Origin of the sequence: Antarctobacter heliothermus, from assembly GCF_002237555.1 — a bacterium.
GTDB lineage: Bacteria > Pseudomonadota > Alphaproteobacteria > Rhodobacterales > Rhodobacteraceae > Antarctobacter > Antarctobacter heliothermus_B.
Window position 1 is genome coordinate 42,308 of record NZ_CP022540.1, and the last position, 14,553, is coordinate 56,860.

Annotated in this window: 20 protein-coding genes; 11 read left to right on the forward strand and 9 right to left on the reverse strand. The window is 60.2% G+C overall.

The features are described from left to right. Nucleotides 1-3: 3 nt before the first annotated feature. Complete coding sequence (locus ANTHELSMS3_RS00235; RefSeq protein ID WP_094033116.1) at nucleotides 4-1,275, forward strand: DUF2254 domain-containing protein; 1,272 nt, start codon at nucleotides 4-6, stop codon at nucleotides 1,273-1,275. A gap of 14 nt (nucleotides 1,276-1,289) precedes the next feature. Here the strand turns inward: ANTHELSMS3_RS00235 and ANTHELSMS3_RS00240 are convergent, their stop codons facing one another. The 6 genes from ANTHELSMS3_RS00240 to ANTHELSMS3_RS00265 all read right to left on the reverse strand — a co-directional run bounded on the left by ANTHELSMS3_RS00240 (nucleotide 1,290) and on the right by ANTHELSMS3_RS00265 (nucleotide 4,086). Next, entirely contained in the window at nucleotides 1,290-2,306 is a 1,017-nt protein-coding gene (locus tag ANTHELSMS3_RS00240; protein WP_094033117.1) for an AI-2E family transporter, read from the reverse strand. 16 nt (nucleotides 2,307-2,322) lie between these two features. Then, the gene (locus tag ANTHELSMS3_RS00245; RefSeq protein ID WP_094033118.1) at nucleotides 2,323-2,688 is read right to left on the reverse strand and encodes a hypothetical protein; all 366 of its coding nucleotides are present in this window, start codon (nucleotides 2,686-2,688) and stop codon (nucleotides 2,323-2,325) included. Further along, entirely contained in the window at nucleotides 2,681-3,076 is a 396-nt protein-coding gene (locus ANTHELSMS3_RS00250; protein ID WP_094033119.1) for a phage holin family protein, read from the reverse strand. The genes ANTHELSMS3_RS00245 and ANTHELSMS3_RS00250 overlap by 8 nt, the downstream gene beginning before the upstream one ends. After that, nucleotides 3,063-3,347, reverse strand: coding sequence for a hypothetical protein (locus tag ANTHELSMS3_RS00255; protein WP_094033120.1), 285 nt, complete (start codon nucleotides 3,345-3,347; stop codon nucleotides 3,063-3,065). Before ANTHELSMS3_RS00255 ends, ANTHELSMS3_RS00250 begins: the two co-directional genes overlap by 14 nt. 154 nt (nucleotides 3,348-3,501) lie before the next feature. Then, the gene (locus ANTHELSMS3_RS00260; RefSeq protein ID WP_094033121.1) at nucleotides 3,502-3,774 is read right to left on the reverse strand and encodes a DUF883 family protein; all 273 of its coding nucleotides are present in this window, start codon (nucleotides 3,772-3,774) and stop codon (nucleotides 3,502-3,504) included. Nucleotides 3,775-3,924: 150 nt separating this feature from the next. Next, complete coding sequence (locus tag ANTHELSMS3_RS00265; RefSeq protein WP_094033122.1) at nucleotides 3,925-4,086, reverse strand: DUF1328 domain-containing protein; 162 nt, start codon at nucleotides 4,084-4,086, stop codon at nucleotides 3,925-3,927. A 211-nt stretch (nucleotides 4,087-4,297) separates the two neighbouring features. Between ANTHELSMS3_RS00265 and ANTHELSMS3_RS00270 the strand changes: the two genes are divergently transcribed. The 6 genes from ANTHELSMS3_RS00270 (at nucleotide 4,298) to ANTHELSMS3_RS00295 (ending at nucleotide 9,937) form a co-directional block, all read left to right on the forward strand. Further along, the gene (locus ANTHELSMS3_RS00270) at nucleotides 4,298-5,452 is read left to right on the forward strand and encodes a GAF domain-containing protein (protein ID WP_094033123.1); all 1,155 of its coding nucleotides are present in this window, start codon (nucleotides 4,298-4,300) and stop codon (nucleotides 5,450-5,452) included. A gap of 298 nt (nucleotides 5,453-5,750) precedes the next feature. Beyond that, nucleotides 5,751-7,397, forward strand: a complete 1,647-nt coding sequence (locus ANTHELSMS3_RS00275) for a sensor histidine kinase (RefSeq protein WP_157733364.1) — start codon at nucleotides 5,751-5,753, stop codon at nucleotides 7,395-7,397. An 11-nt stretch (nucleotides 7,398-7,408) separates the two neighbouring features. Next, nucleotides 7,409-8,884: a phospholipase D family protein gene (locus ANTHELSMS3_RS00280; RefSeq protein ID WP_094033125.1), complete on the forward strand. Its 1,476-nt coding sequence runs from the start codon at nucleotides 7,409-7,411 to the stop codon at nucleotides 8,882-8,884. 94 nt (nucleotides 8,885-8,978) lie between these two features. Further along, nucleotides 8,979-9,191 carry a hypothetical protein gene (locus tag ANTHELSMS3_RS00285; protein ID WP_094033126.1) on the forward strand — a complete coding sequence of 71 codons (213 nt, stop codon included), beginning with the start codon at nucleotides 8,979-8,981 and terminating at the stop codon, nucleotides 9,189-9,191. Further along, the gene (locus ANTHELSMS3_RS00290; RefSeq protein ID WP_094033127.1) at nucleotides 9,178-9,645 is read left to right on the forward strand and encodes a baeRF12 domain-containing protein; all 468 of its coding nucleotides are present in this window, start codon (nucleotides 9,178-9,180) and stop codon (nucleotides 9,643-9,645) included. Before ANTHELSMS3_RS00285 ends, ANTHELSMS3_RS00290 begins: the two co-directional genes overlap by 14 nt. 94 nt (nucleotides 9,646-9,739) lie before the next feature. Further along, nucleotides 9,740-9,937 carry a CsbD family protein gene (locus tag ANTHELSMS3_RS00295; RefSeq protein WP_094033128.1) on the forward strand — a complete coding sequence of 66 codons (198 nt, stop codon included), beginning with the start codon at nucleotides 9,740-9,742 and terminating at the stop codon, nucleotides 9,935-9,937. A 71-nt stretch (nucleotides 9,938-10,008) separates the two neighbouring features. Here the strand turns inward: ANTHELSMS3_RS00295 and ANTHELSMS3_RS00300 are convergent, their stop codons facing one another. Both ANTHELSMS3_RS00300 and ANTHELSMS3_RS00305 read right to left on the reverse strand, forming a co-directional pair. Then, nucleotides 10,009-10,710 (reverse strand): gamma-glutamyl-gamma-aminobutyrate hydrolase family protein, encoded by a 702-nt coding sequence (locus ANTHELSMS3_RS00300; RefSeq protein ID WP_094033129.1) that lies wholly within the window; start codon nucleotides 10,708-10,710, stop codon nucleotides 10,009-10,011. Beyond that, nucleotides 10,707-11,567, reverse strand: coding sequence for an amidoligase family protein (locus ANTHELSMS3_RS00305; protein ID WP_157733365.1), 861 nt, complete (start codon nucleotides 11,565-11,567; stop codon nucleotides 10,707-10,709). The genes ANTHELSMS3_RS00300 and ANTHELSMS3_RS00305 overlap by 4 nt, the downstream gene beginning before the upstream one ends. Nucleotides 11,568-11,941: 374 nt before the next feature. On the opposite strand from ANTHELSMS3_RS00305, the gene ANTHELSMS3_RS00310 reads away from it, so the two are divergent. Beyond that, nucleotides 11,942-12,130 (forward strand): PLD nuclease N-terminal domain-containing protein, encoded by a 189-nt coding sequence (locus ANTHELSMS3_RS00310; protein WP_094036827.1) that lies wholly within the window; start codon nucleotides 11,942-11,944, stop codon nucleotides 12,128-12,130. 175 nt (nucleotides 12,131-12,305) lie between these two features. Further along, complete coding sequence (locus tag ANTHELSMS3_RS00315; RefSeq protein WP_094033131.1) at nucleotides 12,306-12,803, forward strand: Dps family protein; 498 nt, start codon at nucleotides 12,306-12,308, stop codon at nucleotides 12,801-12,803. A 72-nt stretch (nucleotides 12,804-12,875) separates the two neighbouring features. Here the strand turns inward: ANTHELSMS3_RS00315 and ANTHELSMS3_RS00320 are convergent, their stop codons facing one another. Then, nucleotides 12,876-13,688 (reverse strand): response regulator, encoded by an 813-nt coding sequence (locus tag ANTHELSMS3_RS00320; RefSeq protein ID WP_094033132.1) that lies wholly within the window; start codon nucleotides 13,686-13,688, stop codon nucleotides 12,876-12,878. Nucleotides 13,689-13,690: 2 nt separating this feature from the next. Between ANTHELSMS3_RS00320 and ANTHELSMS3_RS25895 the strand changes: the two genes are divergently transcribed. Continuing rightward, a complete protein-coding gene (locus ANTHELSMS3_RS25895; RefSeq protein ID WP_157733366.1) occupies nucleotides 13,691-13,960 on the forward strand; it encodes a NepR family anti-sigma factor in 270 nt (89 codons plus the stop codon). Then, entirely contained in the window at nucleotides 13,953-14,498 is a 546-nt protein-coding gene (locus ANTHELSMS3_RS00330; protein WP_094033134.1) for an RNA polymerase sigma factor, read from the forward strand. Before ANTHELSMS3_RS25895 ends, ANTHELSMS3_RS00330 begins: the two co-directional genes overlap by 8 nt. The last annotated feature ends 55 nt before the right edge of the window (nucleotides 14,499-14,553 follow it).

Below are 14,553 nucleotides of genomic sequence, written 5' to 3' on the forward strand. Positions count from 1 at the left end.
GGGATGGCAAACAAACGCGCTTTCAGTTTCGTCCAATCCATGCTGACCCTTCGTCGGATCAGCCGCATTCTCTGGGTGCGGGTCGCTCTGCTGTCGGCGTTGTCCGTCATCGCGGCGCTGTCGGCGGAATTGCTGGGCCCCCTGATCCCGGACGGCCCGCGCGACAGGTTTACCGCGTCCGCCACGCTGCCGATCCTGAACATCCTTGCCAACGGAATGCTGGCGGTCGCAACCTTTTCGCTGGGCATCATGGTGTCGACCCACCGCACGTTGGCACAGCAATCGACCCCGCGCATTCACCGGTTGCTGATGGAGGACACCTCGACCCAGACAATGCTGGCGACCTTTATCGGCGCTTTCGTCTTTGCGCTGTCCTCGATCATCCTTTACCGGGCCGGTTATTACAGCGAGAGCGCGTCGGTGATTGTCTTTGCCGCAACCGTTCTGGTGGTCGCGGCCATCGTTGTGTCGCTGGTGCGCTGGATCGGACAACTGTCAAAAATCGGCAGCGTGGAATACGCGCTGTTGCGCGCCGAACAAACGGCAAGCGAGATCCTGCGCCAACAACGGCATCTGCCGCGATTGGGCGGACGCCCGCTAGATCAGGCGCCCCCCGAAGAGGGTACAGAGATCTTTGCGCCAACCTCGGGCTTTTTGCGGCGCATCGATATGGACGAATTGCAAAACTGCGCCGAGTCCTGTGACGCGACGGTTTGCCTGGACATTCTGCCGGGTGCAATTGTGCTGCGTGAACAGGTGTTAGGCACACTGCGAGGCAGCAGTGAAACCAAGAGGGTCGCCGCCTGTTTCCTGATCGACCCAGAGCGGACCTATGAACAGGACCCGGGTTATGCGCTGCAGGCGCTGCGCGAATCCGCCTCCAAGGCGCTGTCACCCGGCATTAATGACCCAAAAACCGCCATAGACGTGATCGCACGGCTAGAGCGTTTGCTGTGGGATTGGGCGCTTGCCGATGCGGAAGCGGTGGAACCGTCTTTCGACCGGGTATATCTGCGCGAGGTCGGTGCCGACGCCCTGCTCGAGGCCGCATTCCGCGATCTGTCCCGCGACGCGGCAGGGTTTGGCGACGTGCTGGACGCGGTGGCAATGGCGTTGGCGCATCTCCGCAGTCGGATGCCTGCGACAGGCGTCGCCGTGATTGACGATCTGGCGGCAGATCTGCGCGCCCATGGCGATGCCGGGTTGATGACTGACCGGGAACGCGCCCGGCTGACCTGCAGGCTTGACGCGCTTGGCCTAACGCCGGGCCATTGAATCGGAGGTTAGCCCTAGGCCGGATTCATCATCGACCCGGATTCTGACCCGATCGGCATGTCGGTGCGCATCAACACTTCGAACCACAACATGACCGGCAGAGCAACGATGGCCCCGACAGGTCCCCACAGCCAGAGGCCAAACACGATCGCCACAAAGATGCCCAGCGGGTTCATGGCCAGACGCTGGCCAACCACCCATGGAGTGACAAAGTTTGCCTCTGAGAAATTGATCAGCAAGAAGGCTGCTGCTGGTAGCAACGCCATGGCACCGGTGAATTGCAAGAGCCCGGAAATGACCAGCCCACAGATGATGATAAACGGCCCGAGATACAGCATGTAGTTCAGCACTGCCGCCGCGAGCCCCCAAAGCATCGCGTATTCCACACCTATGGTTAGCATCACCAAAGCGGTAATCACCCCCAAACACGCATTGACCAGTGTCACGGCAGCAAAATACCGGGCCACGGCGCGGTCCGCCTTGCGCAATATCGGCTCAAGATGGCCGACCATGGCGTAAATCTCGTTTCGGGTAAGGACGAAGAAAAACAATGTCCCGATAAAGATAAAGAACTGCGCACCAAAGTTGGGTGCAAGCCACAGCGCATCGCGCACCGAGGGCAAGGCGCTTTTCGTGTCGCTTTCGCCGCCGCCGTTTGCTGCCTCGATTTCCTTGCTGATCGTCTCGATCCCCCGCAGGACCCCGGAAACGGTGTCGATCCAGCGCGCCGCTGCCGCCTTGAGGCGCGGCAATTGGTCAATCAACATGTTCAGAAGCGGCTCTACCATCAGGACAAGCAATCCGATGAGGCTGGTCGTGACCAGCAACAGCAAAATTGCCACGCCGACGCGCGGCACGCCAATCGAGGCCAAGCGTTCTGCCAAGGGCGAGACCACAATCCCGACGACAAGCGCAAAGACAATTGGCGCGATCACGGGCTTGCCCAGATACAGACCAACAGGCACGGCAATCATGGTCAGGATTAGCAACATGACACGCTGCGCGCGGTCGCTGAGGACGGTGGTCAACATGTCAAAACCCTTTTGATCATTTGGACGGCTTGTCCCGGCGCGTCGCCGGAAACAGCGCGGCGGCCAGTGCGCCAATCCCAAGAGCAATCGCGCCCGTGGGAAAGCCGGAGCCGGATCTGGCGTCGTGTTCCTTGCGTCTGCTGCCACCGGCTCCGGTCGCGAATAGTGCGATGCCCACCCCTATCAGGGCCGCAGCGCCTGGATTGCGTACCGCTGCGCCAAGTGCGCCGCGTGTTATTTTGCCCGCCTGATGTTGCGCCACACCCGCAAGTGGGCCGGTCACGGCACTGCCACGGGTGGTGGTGCCCAACGCCTCCAGCGCAATTTTCAGGCGGGCGCGATCCTCAGCGGCGCGCATCTCAAGCTCTTCTATCTCAGCCACGGCGCGTCTCCCGTAGGGTTTCAAGGTCGCGTTTCATGTTGTTGAGGCTGCGTTTCGGCGTCAGTTTTTTCGCGTTGACCCGACGACGCCCGGCCCACACCAGTCCAATCGCGACTACAAGCAAAGCACCGCCCGCAGCTCCGGCCGCCTGCACCGCAGTCAGCCCCTGCGCTGCCAGCCAGACGACAACACCAGAGGCCAACACGTTCAGGCCGACAATCGCCAGCACCGCTGCCGCGCCAAAAAAGGCAATTCCGGTACTGGCGTGGGACAGGCTTTGGGCCATCTCCGCCTTGGCAAGGCGGAATTCGCTTTGCGCCAAGGAAGTCACGCGCAACGCCACCTCAGACAACAGCCGCGGTGCGTCGCGCAGGTCAGGACCGGGCATCGCCGTGTCCCTTGTTCAGATCTGCCATGACGGACGTTTGCGACGCCTCAACACCTGACGTGTCAGACGTCCGCCGAAGCGCCGCATATCCTGCAAACGCCGCAGCGCCCAAGGCCAGCACCGGGTTCCGTCCGGCGAAACGCAGCCCGCGAGCCACCAGCCCGACCGGCACGGCGACTCCGAACCGTGACACAACCAAGTGTGATGCGAGCAGCAACCCGGCTCTGGCAAGGGCCGGATTGGTACGGCGGGGGTTTGCCTTGTGGGTCATTGCGGCGCTCCTTTTGAGTCTGCGGTTCTGTTCAAGAACACCCGAGGCGGAGAAAGGTTCCCCTCACCTGCACGGCCCTTGATACAATCCATTGACGAAAAACCATAAAGGGCGCCGCTTTCGCGACGCCCCCTAATCTGGCAGATGGCCCGGATCACCTGTTGTTGCGCAAGGCAAGCCCGACCAGAACGCCGACGCCGACTGCACCGGCGACCGCCAACAGCGGGTTGTCGCGGACTACTTGGGACGACCGCGCGGCTGCGCGCTCGAACTCGTGGCGTCCCTCGGTGAATGCCCGGTCGATGTGTTCTTGCGCCTCTTCCAGTCGTTCGCTCGCGGCCTCTCGGGCGGCGCGGGCATATTCGGCACCGGCTTCGGCGGCTTCGGCTGCGCCATTGGCGACGCGGTCCTTTGTGGTGTTGCTCATGTCAGAACTCCTTTACTGGCGCATGGCGCCACTGCCTGCGCTTAGGTGCGTAAAGACGCCCGAACCGGCGTCAAAAACATCCCGGCCCGACCCCGAACTTCCGGGGGTCGGGCCGTTTGTCAGGTCTGCCTGGACCATTGGCCCGGCTTGTCACCCTCGAACAGCGCGTGCCACCAGAGACACCACAAACAGTACGAGGAAAACGAAGAAGAGGATTTGCGCGATCCCGGCTGATGCACCGGCAATACCGCCAAAACCAAGTACCGCGGCAATCAGCGCGACAATGAAAAAAGTCAGGGCCCAACCAAGCATGGGAAGTCTCCTTGATGTTGTTCCGAACGTTTTTTAACGCGCCGTCTGTGGCGCTGTGATAAGGAAACGTGGCTGATCACCAAAGGTTCCGACCCTTTCCTGCAAACTTTGCGTGGCAACGCACACAAGAGCAAAAACACGCCGCTTGCCCAGCGCCTTTTGCAGGGCAAGATAATTACCTTAAGTGACGTATTGTCGTGTGAGTGTGTCCATGAAAGATATTCCGGCAATTGATCTCAAGGGTGACGCCCACATGCATGACGGACAACTCGGGGATGCAGAGCGACTAAAGGCGTTGGCACGGACGGGGGTCATGGATGGCCCTGGACCGGGTGCCCATCAACGCGCGGCCCGTATCGCTGCGCGCCTGCTGGATGTTCCCGTCAGCCTTGTGTCTTTTGTCGATGACACCCGACAATATTTCTCGGCTCATGTCGGCCTCGAAGGCGATGTCGCACGCGAAAGCGGCTCTGGTCTTAGCCACTCGCTGTGCCAGTATGTGGTAAAATCCCAAGAACCGCTGATTGTCACTGATGCCCCAAAAGACCCAAGGGTGTGCAACAACGGTGCGGTGCGCGATCTGGGCGTGGTGGCCTATCTGGGGGTGCCGATCCGGTCCCCCGACGGTCACGTGCTAGGATCGTTCTGCGTGATCGACCGCAAGCCGCGCGATTGGTGCGAGGACGACGTCGAACATATGCTCGACATGGCCGCAATGATCGAATCCGACATCCGGCTGCGTGAAACGCTTGAAGAACGCGACATCATTCTTCAGGAAATGAGCCACCGCGTCAGAAACCTCTTTACCATCATCAACAGCATGTTGCGGATGGAGCGTAGAACGCATGACACCGCGGACGCACTGGCCGAGAGCATGGGGGCGCGGCTCAAGTCTCTGAGCGACGCGCATGAGATGATTGTGCCAGTCGTCAATGCACGGCGCAGCACCGGCACAACCACCACGCTGGACGCCCTGACCCGCAAGCTGCTGGCCCCCCATGGTGCCGAAAACGAGACGCACATCACGATCAGTGGGGAACATGTACCAATCGGGGCAAAGGCGGCAGTGTATTTGACACTGGCCCTGCACGAACTTGCGACCAATGCCGCGAAATACGGCGGGCTTTCAGCCGATGGTGGACGGCTGTCAATCAGCTGGCGCCAGACCGACGATGATATCGTCGAAGTAAGCTGGGAAGAAACAGGATTTGAAAGGAAAACCAATGCCGAGCCACGGACCGGCTTTGGTGCGCGACTGCTGTCTATCGCTATCGAAGGCCAGCTTGCCGGTCAGATCAAGACACAGGCCGGCCCCGACCGTTTCCAACGCAAACTTCGCATCCCGCTGCAACGCCTTCAATCCTGACCGAAATTAGCGCGGCGCGGCAGGGAACCAATTCCCGGCTGATGTGTTCACGAAAAGGAGGAGGGCGTCTCGGACGAGGAAATGGCATGAAGCTGGTACGTTGCGGCCAGTCGGGTGTGCGTGCTTTCATAAACAGTACTTCTGGCTGTGAAAGTTGCGTGAAACCTCAGGCTCTTTATTTCTGTATCCTGACGTTTTTACGCCCACCACGTTTGAGGATCGACCACTTTTCATGAGAACGCGCCTGAAAAATCTGTCCCGTGCAACACGCAGTCTGTCCGCGCGGATCGCAGTCCTTATGACTGTTGCCATGTTGCCGGTCGGCCTGATCGCCGTGTACCAGACACAAGCCGTCATCGACAGCGCCCGCCAGCAAAGCCGCACCTCGCTGATGTCGCAGATCCGGTCCGAAGCCGCCGCTGAGCGTGAATTGATCGAAAACGCCGTCGCCACGTCAAATGGGCTTGCCGTTCTCATAGCGAAATTGGGCGAAGGCAATTGCGATGACATTTTGCGCGGCTTTGTCGAAGGCAATGAAAACTACATCTTTGCCGGTTTCATTCGCTCCTCTGGCTGGCTGGCCTGTAGCTCGACTGGCGACACAATGGATCTGTCCGGGCGCGACACGGTTCGCAGAGCTTTGGAACGGGGCGGCTCTAGCGTGCAGTTGGTTCAGGAAGGCGCCATTACGGGGCGCAGTATCGTCATTGTCACCCAACCGGTGCGCAACGACGATGAAATCATCGGCTTTGTATCGCTGTCGATCCCGCATGCCACCGTGTTGAGAAAGCTGGAAGATCCGGACTCGGAAAGTGGTCTGCGCATCGCCGCAATCGATATCGAAGGCGACCTGATCGCCGCCTCTCTGGGGATGGAAGCGGCAGAGAATTTCCTGCCCCGCGATATCGCTCTTTCCGATCTGGTTCAGAGCCGGAACACGACCTTTCGTGGGCCAAGCGGCACGGGTGAAGACCGCTATTTTGCGGTTACGCCCATGATCGAAGGCAAGGTAATGCTGGTTGGCAGCTGGCCCTTATCATCTGTGCCAGGCACTGACACCCAGCTGCAAACCTGGATCGCCATTGCCCTGCCCGTCCTCATGTGGATCGCAGGCGTGGGGGTTGCCTTGTTCGGTATTCAGCAACTGGTGATCCGCCACGTTGCAAAACTGCGATCAGCTATGCGGCGCTTTGCCTTGGGGGAGCGCGCGGAAACCTCGTTGGACCTGAAAGACCCGCCAGCGGAACTGGAAGAAGCGCAGCGCGCCTTTAACCGCATGGCACTGTTGATCACCGACGGTGAATTGCGCCGCGAACAGGATCTCAAGGACAAGGAAGTTCTACTGCGGGAGGTGCACCATAGGGTCAAGAATAACCTGCAACTGATCGCTTCGATCATGAACATGCAGGCGCGTGAATTGGAGACCGATGAGGCAAAACACGTCGTGGCCGAACTGCAACGACGGGTGCGTGGCATGGCCGTGCTGCATCGCACTTTGTACAATACCCCGACCAGCACAACCGTGGATGCCGCCGCACTGGTGCGCGCCGTGGTCCGCGATGTGCAGGACCTTGTAGGGGTCAGGCTGGCGCCCCAGATCGATACAGATCTGAAGGAGATCGCCCTTTATCCCGATCAGGCGATCCCGCTGTCATTGTTCGTTGCCGAGACGCTGTACAACACGATTACTCAGGCCTGTTCCGACATCCCCTGTGACAGGATCGGCGTGGAGTTGTCGATCGGGAGCAATGATGATGTCTGCCTGAACATTGATAGCCCCCCTGTCGACGACGAACAAAGCATGCCGGACGAGTGTCTTGATGGCATGGGCCGCAAGATGATCACCGCTTTCTTGCTGCAATTGGGAGGAGCGATGGAAACCTCGACCGAAGGCGGGCGTTACATAACATCGGTAAGATTTCCGCGCGCCACTTACGGCGCCTGACAGGGGGCACAATGGCGAGCGATTTCGAATTGATGATCACGGCCGACGAAGCGTGGCCCGTCTTCGAACGCGCCATTCTGCGCGCGCAGGATCGCATCACTGCCGGGTTCCGGATCTTTGACATGTCGACACGGTTGCGCAGCGCTGAGGCCCGGGCGGTGGGGGACGACTGGTTTGACCTGTTGGCCCATGCCGTGCGCCGGGGCGTTCACCTTGACCTGACGGTCAGCGATTTTGATCCGGTGATGCGGACGGGTCTGCACGCTCTGTGCTGGCGCACTGTTCGTCAGGGTATTGCCCTGGCCGAAGTCACGGGCGCAGGGCCGGACCGGTTACAGGTCCGCGCCCACCTGCATCCTGCACAGGCCGGGATGATGCCATGGATCGCGTTCCTGCCCGCCGTGCTGCGCAAACGGTGGGATGGCCTGCGCCAAACGACACCCGTACAACGCCGGTTTCAGGCCGTCGGTCTGAACCGAAACGCGCTGCCCCGGCTGAACACGGTCTCACACCACCAGAAGGTTGCCGTGATTGACGACGACTGGCTGTACATCGGTGGTCTTGACTTGAACGAACGCCGCTATGACACGCCAGACCACGCCCGTCCTGCACGCCAGACATGGTCTGATGTGCAAGTTATCGTGCGCGGGCCAGAGGCGCGCGCGGCGCGGCGGCATCTGGAAACGATGCGAGAAGTCACCTCGGGCCGCATGCCCCCGCCCGATTGCCCCGGCCTGAAACGCACCCTTTCCGCCCCGCGGCGGCTGCAATTGCCCTATCTTTCGCCCCGGACCCTTGTGTCCGAGATCGAGGAGGCGCATTTGCAAGCGTTCCAGCAGGCGCACCACCTGATCCATATCGAAACCCAGTTCCTCCGCTCCAGCCGGATTGCCGAAGGGTTGGCCAAGGCGGCCCATCAAAACCGCGACCTGACGGCTGTGTTGATCATGCCCGCCCTGCCCGAGGACGTGGCCTTTGATTCCTCCGACAGCATTGATGCCCGATATGGTCTTGGCTTGCGGCAGCGCGCGGTCGCTACGCTGCGGGACGGCTTTAGCCAGCGTTTGACCATCGCCACGCCAGTCCGTCCGGATCTGGCCGCACGAGAGACCTCGGAGACGCTGGCAGGATCACCGTTGATCCATGTCCACAATAAGGTACTGATCCGTGACGACACCTATGCCCTGATCGGGTCGGCCAATCTGAACGGGCGCTCGATGCACTGGGATACAGAGCTTGCTCTGGACATAACTGACCCAGCCCGCGTGGCAACGGCCCGCAAACGGCTGCTGTCGCATTGGTGGCACGCGTCCCTGCCGCCAGAGGCGATGGCCCCTGAAACGCTTCAACCCTGGTGGGATGCGGAAATCCGCCGCAACCGCGTTGTTCTGCCTGAGAACCGCAAAGGCTTTCTCGTGCCGTTCGATCCGGAACGGGGTGCCGATCTGGCCCAAACCCTGCCCGGCGTCACCGAAGACATCGTCTGAGCCTGTCCCGGAACGCCTGACCTGCGGCCTGCGTTATCCTTACAGACGGCGCGGGCCATGAGCGGCCCCCGCCCGAACGGAAAGGAGGCGCAACATGGCGCAACGACACCGATCCAAGGACGGACACCGCGAAACCAAGGACATCCTCGGCGCAGAAGGAACCATCCCTCACGGCGGACGCGAGGGCGGTCGACTGACTCGTCGCGTGGGCAGCAAAGATGAGCTGAAACGGGCCTACGAGCGACCCGCAGGTGCCACACGCGTGACCAAATCCATCGAAGAGGAGACCGGCGATGATGAAAGCTAAGGGCGTGCCCCACGGCACATGGGTGCTGATCGCCGACGGCGAAAAGGCGCTGTATCTGGTCAATGAAGGCGATGAGGTGCATCTGAACCTGCAGGTTCGCGACCGCGCCGATCAGGACAATCCCAAAGCGCAGGAATGGGCCGCGAACCGGCCCGGACGCCTTAGCGACGGTCCCGGCCCGCAACGGTCAGCTCTCGATGACACCGACTGGCATCAGTTGGAAAAGACCCGGTTTGCCAAGAGCATCGCCGACGACCTCTACAAGTCCGCGCACAAGGGCAAGTTCGACACGCTGGTGATCGCCGCCAGCCGCCCTGTGCTGAGCGCGTTGCGAGACGAAATGCACGACGAGGTGGTGTCAAAACTTGTGCTCGACCTGCCCAAGGTGCTGACCAACCACCCGTTGAACGAGATAGAGAGCGCGGTCGAACGTGCGCTGAAAGAGGCCGATTGAGCCCTCCGGCGCGGAACGATTTCGCGGCTTAGACGTTCGTTTGTCAGAGGCTGCGGAAGTGCCGCAAGCCAAATAGAGAACCGGGAGAAGACCAATGGACAACGACCGTATCGAAGGCAAATGGACCGAAATCAAAGGCCGCCTGCGCGAGGCCTATGGCACGCTGACCGACGACGAGCTGGAAGAGGCGCGCGGCAACCGCGAGCAACTGGAAGGCAAGTTGCAACAGCGCCTTGGCAAGTCCAAAGATGAGGCCCGCGAGGCCCTGGACAGCATTCTCGATAAGGTGTGACGGCCTGCATATTTGAACGACCAGAGGCCCGCCGGTTTGGCGGGCCTTTTTTTGGGTGGTATTGTCTAGGGTTAAGCGGGTGCAAAGACCTGACGGCGTCCCTGTGCATAGGCCTGCGACGCCTCACTGAGGGCGCGAAAGATTGCCCGTTGGCGGCGGGCATAGAACAGATGTTCGGGGTGCCATTGAACCCCAAGCGCGAAGGGATCACGGCACCGCTCGATGGCCTGCACCATCCCGTTGGTGTCGCGTGCTGCAACGCGAAAATTTTCCCCCAGCACATTCACCGCCTGCGTGTGCAACGCGTTGACCTTCATCGGTTTTGCCCCCAGACGCGCCGCCAGATGCGAGCCCTGTTCGACGCAGATTTCACGTTTGGGCAGGATCGTTTTGATGGGCTGCGCATCGGGGTAAAGTGACCAGGCGTCTTGATGCAATGTCCCGCCTGCGGCGATGTTCAGCATCTGCGCCCCCCGACAAATGCCCAGCACCGGAATACCGTCCGCCAGCGCCTGCACTGCGATGTCGTGTTCCATCCTGTCCCGATCCGGGTCCAAACGTGCAGTCATCTCTAGCGCACCGCCGTACAGTTCGGGCGATATGTCATCGCCACCGCCGATGATCACGCCATCCATGCGGTCAAGATCAACATCCGACCGCGCGGTCCATCGCACAGCCCGTGCCCCGGCAAGCCAGAGATTGAACCGCACAAGCGGAAAAATACGCCAACCGGACCGGGTCGATGTCGTCACGCCAATCACGGGCCGCCTCATTTGAACAGGCCCTCTCCGTGAGCGCCAATGTGCCGGGACACCACATGGGTCCAGCCCGCGCCGTGACCGGCCCCGTTACGCCAGGCCTTGCAGAGGGCATCAAATCGCGCCTCATCCGCCGCCAGCGCCTCTACCAACCACCAACGATCCCATTCGTCGGCTATGCTCCAATCCAGCTCATCCAGACGACAATCCGGTAGGCGCACATGAAAGGCCGGGCGGGAACCGCTGGCCTCCGTCCCGAACAGCGCGGCAAACCCCTCGGGATCAAGCGCATGCAGGATCGGCAACAGGTCCAGCCCGTAGTTGCGCCCGCTGAGGTGGCTGTGCACTAATCCCGCCACCTTCGTCAGATCAAGCTGTGGCGTCAGTAGCAGCGCATCAATGAAATGCACGGGCCAAGGATCGACAAAGGGTAAAATCCGACGTGAGACATTCAGAGGACGCCATTCGCGGAGCCACCCTTCGATCAGGCCATAGGCGATGATCGTACGGATCAGAAAGGGATCATCAAAACCGGTGATCTCTGGGTTGAAGTGGATGCCGAACCCGGCGAACAGGCTGTCATTCGTGCCTTTGGCCCCGGCGTTCCGCAGCGCCGTTGTCAGGTCGATCACACGATCCCATTGGTCAGGAGGCAAAGGCGCGGTGATAATCTCGATCGGGACAATGACCCGCGCCGCGTCCAGGACGCTTTCAGGCACAAATTGGTGACCCGGCTTGGCATAGCGTGTGTCAAGTTCGACACTGACCGTTCCAATGTCTGTCTCCTCGACACTGTGGAGATGCGGCCCCTTTCGGGAAACCTGCCCCCCCAGTGTGCGCGCAATGATCTGCGCGGCAAACTTCTCGTCCATTCCGGAAAATTCGATTTCGATCCCGCAACGCCGAGGCTGGCCTGCGCAGGTTTCGGGGCGGGGCAAAACGCGGAAACCGCGGACGTCATCCAAATGATTCATGCGTTTCAAACGCGCTGCCCCCTCCCCGGGTTCCCATGCAAATTTGCCCAAAGCGCAGCGATTGCATGGAACCCCTTGCGGTCCACCTGCGTTCACTCACCAGATCGAACATACCGGAAAGGGAACGAACGCTGTCCATCTACCACAGTCGTGCGGCCGGAGAACTGGTCCACCTAAGACACGGTTATGGGACTGATAAATCCGGCGTTTTGTGACCGGCACCTTTTCCGATCTAGTCCATCCACCTTTCAAGAGGAGACATCACAATGGGAATTGAATTTGCAGGCATAGGCGGACTGATCCTTCTTGGCCTCGCCATCTGGGCCATCATCAACATCGTCAACTCCAACGCCAGCACAGGCGGCAAGGTGATCTGGACACTGTTCGTGCTGTTCTTGCCGCTCTTGGGCTTCATTGTCTGGCTGATTGCCGGTCCCCGCTCTGACCGTCGCTTGGCCTGACGGCCCCGCAAAAGACACAACCTGACGGAACGCCCGCGCAGAACTGCGCGGGCGTTTCCGTATCTGCTTCCCTTGATTTGACGGCAACGGGCATGGCCCGGTCCCGGCGTTTTTACAGGAACGATTCTACTGGCCATCCGTTGTCTGTGTGAACTAGCAATCAGGAGAATTTTCCATGACCGACTCTCTCAAAGTCGTCCCCAGCACTGATTCCGTCTCAACCGGAGTACGCGACACCGAACCCCTGGCCAGCGGCCTGTCCGACGTACTGGCAGACACCTATCGTCTGGTCTTCAAGACCCACGCCATACACTGGAACGTCGAAGGTCCGCTGTTCTTTTCGGTGCATCACCTGACCGAAGCACAATACCAGGATCTGTTCGCCGCTGCCGATGTCTTGGCAGAGCGCATCCGCGCGCTGGGTCACCTTGCGCCGTCGCGTCTGGATGACATTATCAAACGTTCGCGCGTCGAAGACGTGACCGACGGCCTCAACACCGCAGACATGATCGAACAACTGGCGGCCGACCACGAAAAGCTGGCACATCGCTTGCATGCCCTGATCGAGATGTCCGGCAGCCGCAAGGATCCGGTGACCGAAGACCTGGCAACAGCGCGCAGCGCTTTCCATGAAAAGGCAGCGTGGATGTTGCGCGCATTGTCCAAGACTTGAGCTGCACAAACAGCCGCAACAAAAAAAGGCCCGCCGATCCGGCGGGCCTTTTCATAGTCGGTGTGATGATCCTCAGCGGATCAGAGTCTCTGTCGACGCAAAGAACAACGCCTGACTGACGGCAGACCGAACCTGATTTTCGGTATACGGCTTGGAGATCAGGAAGGCCGGTTCCGGCCCCTCGCCGGTCAACAGTCGCTCTGGGAAGGCTGTAATGAAAATCACCGGCAGATCGCCGTCGCGCGCGATGATCTGGTTGACCGCATCGATACCGCTGGAATCGTCGGCAAGTTGGATATCCGAAAGGATCAGATCCGGCCGTTCCTTCGCCGCCAGATCAAGCGCATCGCCTTCGGTGCGGGCCACGCCGGTGACCCGGTGGCCCATGTCCATCACGATACCTTCGAGATCCATGGCAATCACGGCCTCGTCCTCGATGATCATGATCTTGCCGGAAATCGCGTCGCGCATCTCAAGGAATGCGGTCTCGACGTATTGGCCAGCTTCGTCGCTGTCGACCTGCATGATCGTCGCCACCTCATCGATGGTGAATTCCTCGATCGTATGCAGGAGCAGCGCCTCACGCGTGTTTTCCGTCAAGCGCGACAGATGCAGTTGCGCGCGGGCGGCAAGACCCACTTCACCGCCGTTCGAGACCGGCATACCGGACGAACTCCAGATCGCGTGGAACACACGGAACAGTGCCACCTTGTCGGACAAGCTGGCATCGTACAGCTCTGGATCGTTCAGAATAGCTTCTAGCGCGGCCGCCGCGTAACGGTCCCCGCTGTCCTGCTGCCCGGTCAGGGCCCGCGCGTAGCGGCGCAGATACGGAAGGTTGCCACCGATTGCGGATGTCATATCCGGGGAAGACGGGCCAGTCATGCTTGTCGCTCCATTTTTTGACGTTAGTATGGAACCTAACGCGGGTTGTAGCGTTTTGGTTCCGTACCAAGGCGCTGCGAGGCAAAAAGATGACAGAACAGATGACGCGGAAAAAGATCAATTCAAGGATTGCCGAAGAAATCGACCGCAACCTGCGGCAGGCTTTTGATGATATGGCAGAACAACCTGTTCCTGACCGCTTCACGGATCTTCTTGCCCAACTCAAATCCGCCGAGTCCACGCGCAAGGGCGGGGGCGAAAAGGATGCCTGATCCCAGAGAGGAACTGACCGAGCATATCGGGTCGTTGCGTGCCTTTGCGCTCAGCCTGACCCGAAATTCGGCCACCGCCGACGATCTGGTGCAAGAGACACTCGTCAAGGCATGGACCAACATCGAAAAATTCGAGACCGGCACAAACATGCGCGCCTGGTTGTTCACCATCCTGCGTAACACTTTTTATTCGCTACGTCGCAAGCGCAAGCGTGAGGTCGAAGACGCGGATGGCACGATGGGTGAAAGCCTTGCGACCAAACCGGACCACGATGGCCGTCTGAATTTGCGTGACTTCAAGGTAGCCTTTGATCAGCTGCCTGACACCCAGCGTGAGGCGCTGGTTTTGGTCGGCGCGCAAGGCCTTGCCTATGATGAGGCGGCAGAGGTCTGCGGCGTGGCCGTAGGTACAATCAAGAGCCGAGTTGGACGCGCCCGCGCACGGTTGGCCGAACTGATGCATCTGTCAGAAAATGAAACGCTGGAAATTACCGATGCTGTGACCGTCGGTGTTGTCGGAGCCCGCCCGGCAGCCTGACCGAGATCCCGTCGCGCCGCAGGTCAATTCGGTTTTGTTATACAGCGCCGTATCG

Bases quoted from the DNA above. Each gene is read 5' to 3' on its own strand.
- ANTHELSMS3_RS00235 (WP_094033116.1), top strand. From the start codon at position 4: ATGGCAAACAAACGCGCTTTCAGTTTCGTCCAATCCATGCTGACCCTT.
- ANTHELSMS3_RS00320 (WP_094033132.1), bottom strand. From the start codon at position 13,688: ATGACTGGCCCGTCTTCCCCGGATATGACATCCGCAATCGGTGGCAAC.
- ANTHELSMS3_RS00240 (WP_094033117.1), bottom strand. From the start codon at position 2,306: ATGTTGACCACCGTCCTCAGCGACCGCGCGCAGCGTGTCATGTTGCTA.
- ANTHELSMS3_RS00275 (WP_157733364.1), top strand. From the start codon at position 5,751: ATGACTGTTGCCATGTTGCCGGTCGGCCTGATCGCCGTGTACCAGACA.
- ANTHELSMS3_RS00285 (WP_094033126.1), top strand. From the start codon at position 8,979: ATGGCGCAACGACACCGATCCAAGGACGGACACCGCGAAACCAAGGAC.
- ANTHELSMS3_RS00300 (WP_094033129.1), bottom strand. From the start codon at position 10,710: ATGAGGCGGCCCGTGATTGGCGTGACGACATCGACCCGGTCCGGTTGG.
- ANTHELSMS3_RS00280 (WP_094033125.1), top strand. From the start codon at position 7,409: ATGGCGAGCGATTTCGAATTGATGATCACGGCCGACGAAGCGTGGCCC.
- ANTHELSMS3_RS00315 (WP_094033131.1), top strand. From the start codon at position 12,306: ATGACCGACTCTCTCAAAGTCGTCCCCAGCACTGATTCCGTCTCAACC.
- ANTHELSMS3_RS00250 (WP_094033119.1), bottom strand. From the start codon at position 3,076: ATGCCCGGTCCTGACCTGCGCGACGCACCGCGGCTGTTGTCTGAGGTG.
- ANTHELSMS3_RS00255 (WP_094033120.1), bottom strand. From the start codon at position 3,347: ATGACCCACAAGGCAAACCCCCGCCGTACCAATCCGGCCCTTGCCAGA.
- ANTHELSMS3_RS00305 (WP_157733365.1), bottom strand. From the start codon at position 11,567: ATGGACGAGAAGTTTGCCGCGCAGATCATTGCGCGCACACTGGGGGGG.
- ANTHELSMS3_RS00270 (WP_094033123.1), top strand. From the start codon at position 4,298: ATGAAAGATATTCCGGCAATTGATCTCAAGGGTGACGCCCACATGCAT.
- ANTHELSMS3_RS00295 (WP_094033128.1), top strand. From the start codon at position 9,740: ATGGACAACGACCGTATCGAAGGCAAATGGACCGAAATCAAAGGCCGC.
- ANTHELSMS3_RS00260 (WP_094033121.1), bottom strand. From the start codon at position 3,774: ATGAGCAACACCACAAAGGACCGCGTCGCCAATGGCGCAGCCGAAGCC.
- ANTHELSMS3_RS00265 (WP_094033122.1), bottom strand. From the start codon at position 4,086: ATGCTTGGTTGGGCCCTGACTTTTTTCATTGTCGCGCTGATTGCCGCG.
- ANTHELSMS3_RS00330 (WP_094033134.1), top strand. From the start codon at position 13,953: ATGCCTGATCCCAGAGAGGAACTGACCGAGCATATCGGGTCGTTGCGT.
- ANTHELSMS3_RS00290 (WP_094033127.1), top strand. From the start codon at position 9,178: ATGATGAAAGCTAAGGGCGTGCCCCACGGCACATGGGTGCTGATCGCC.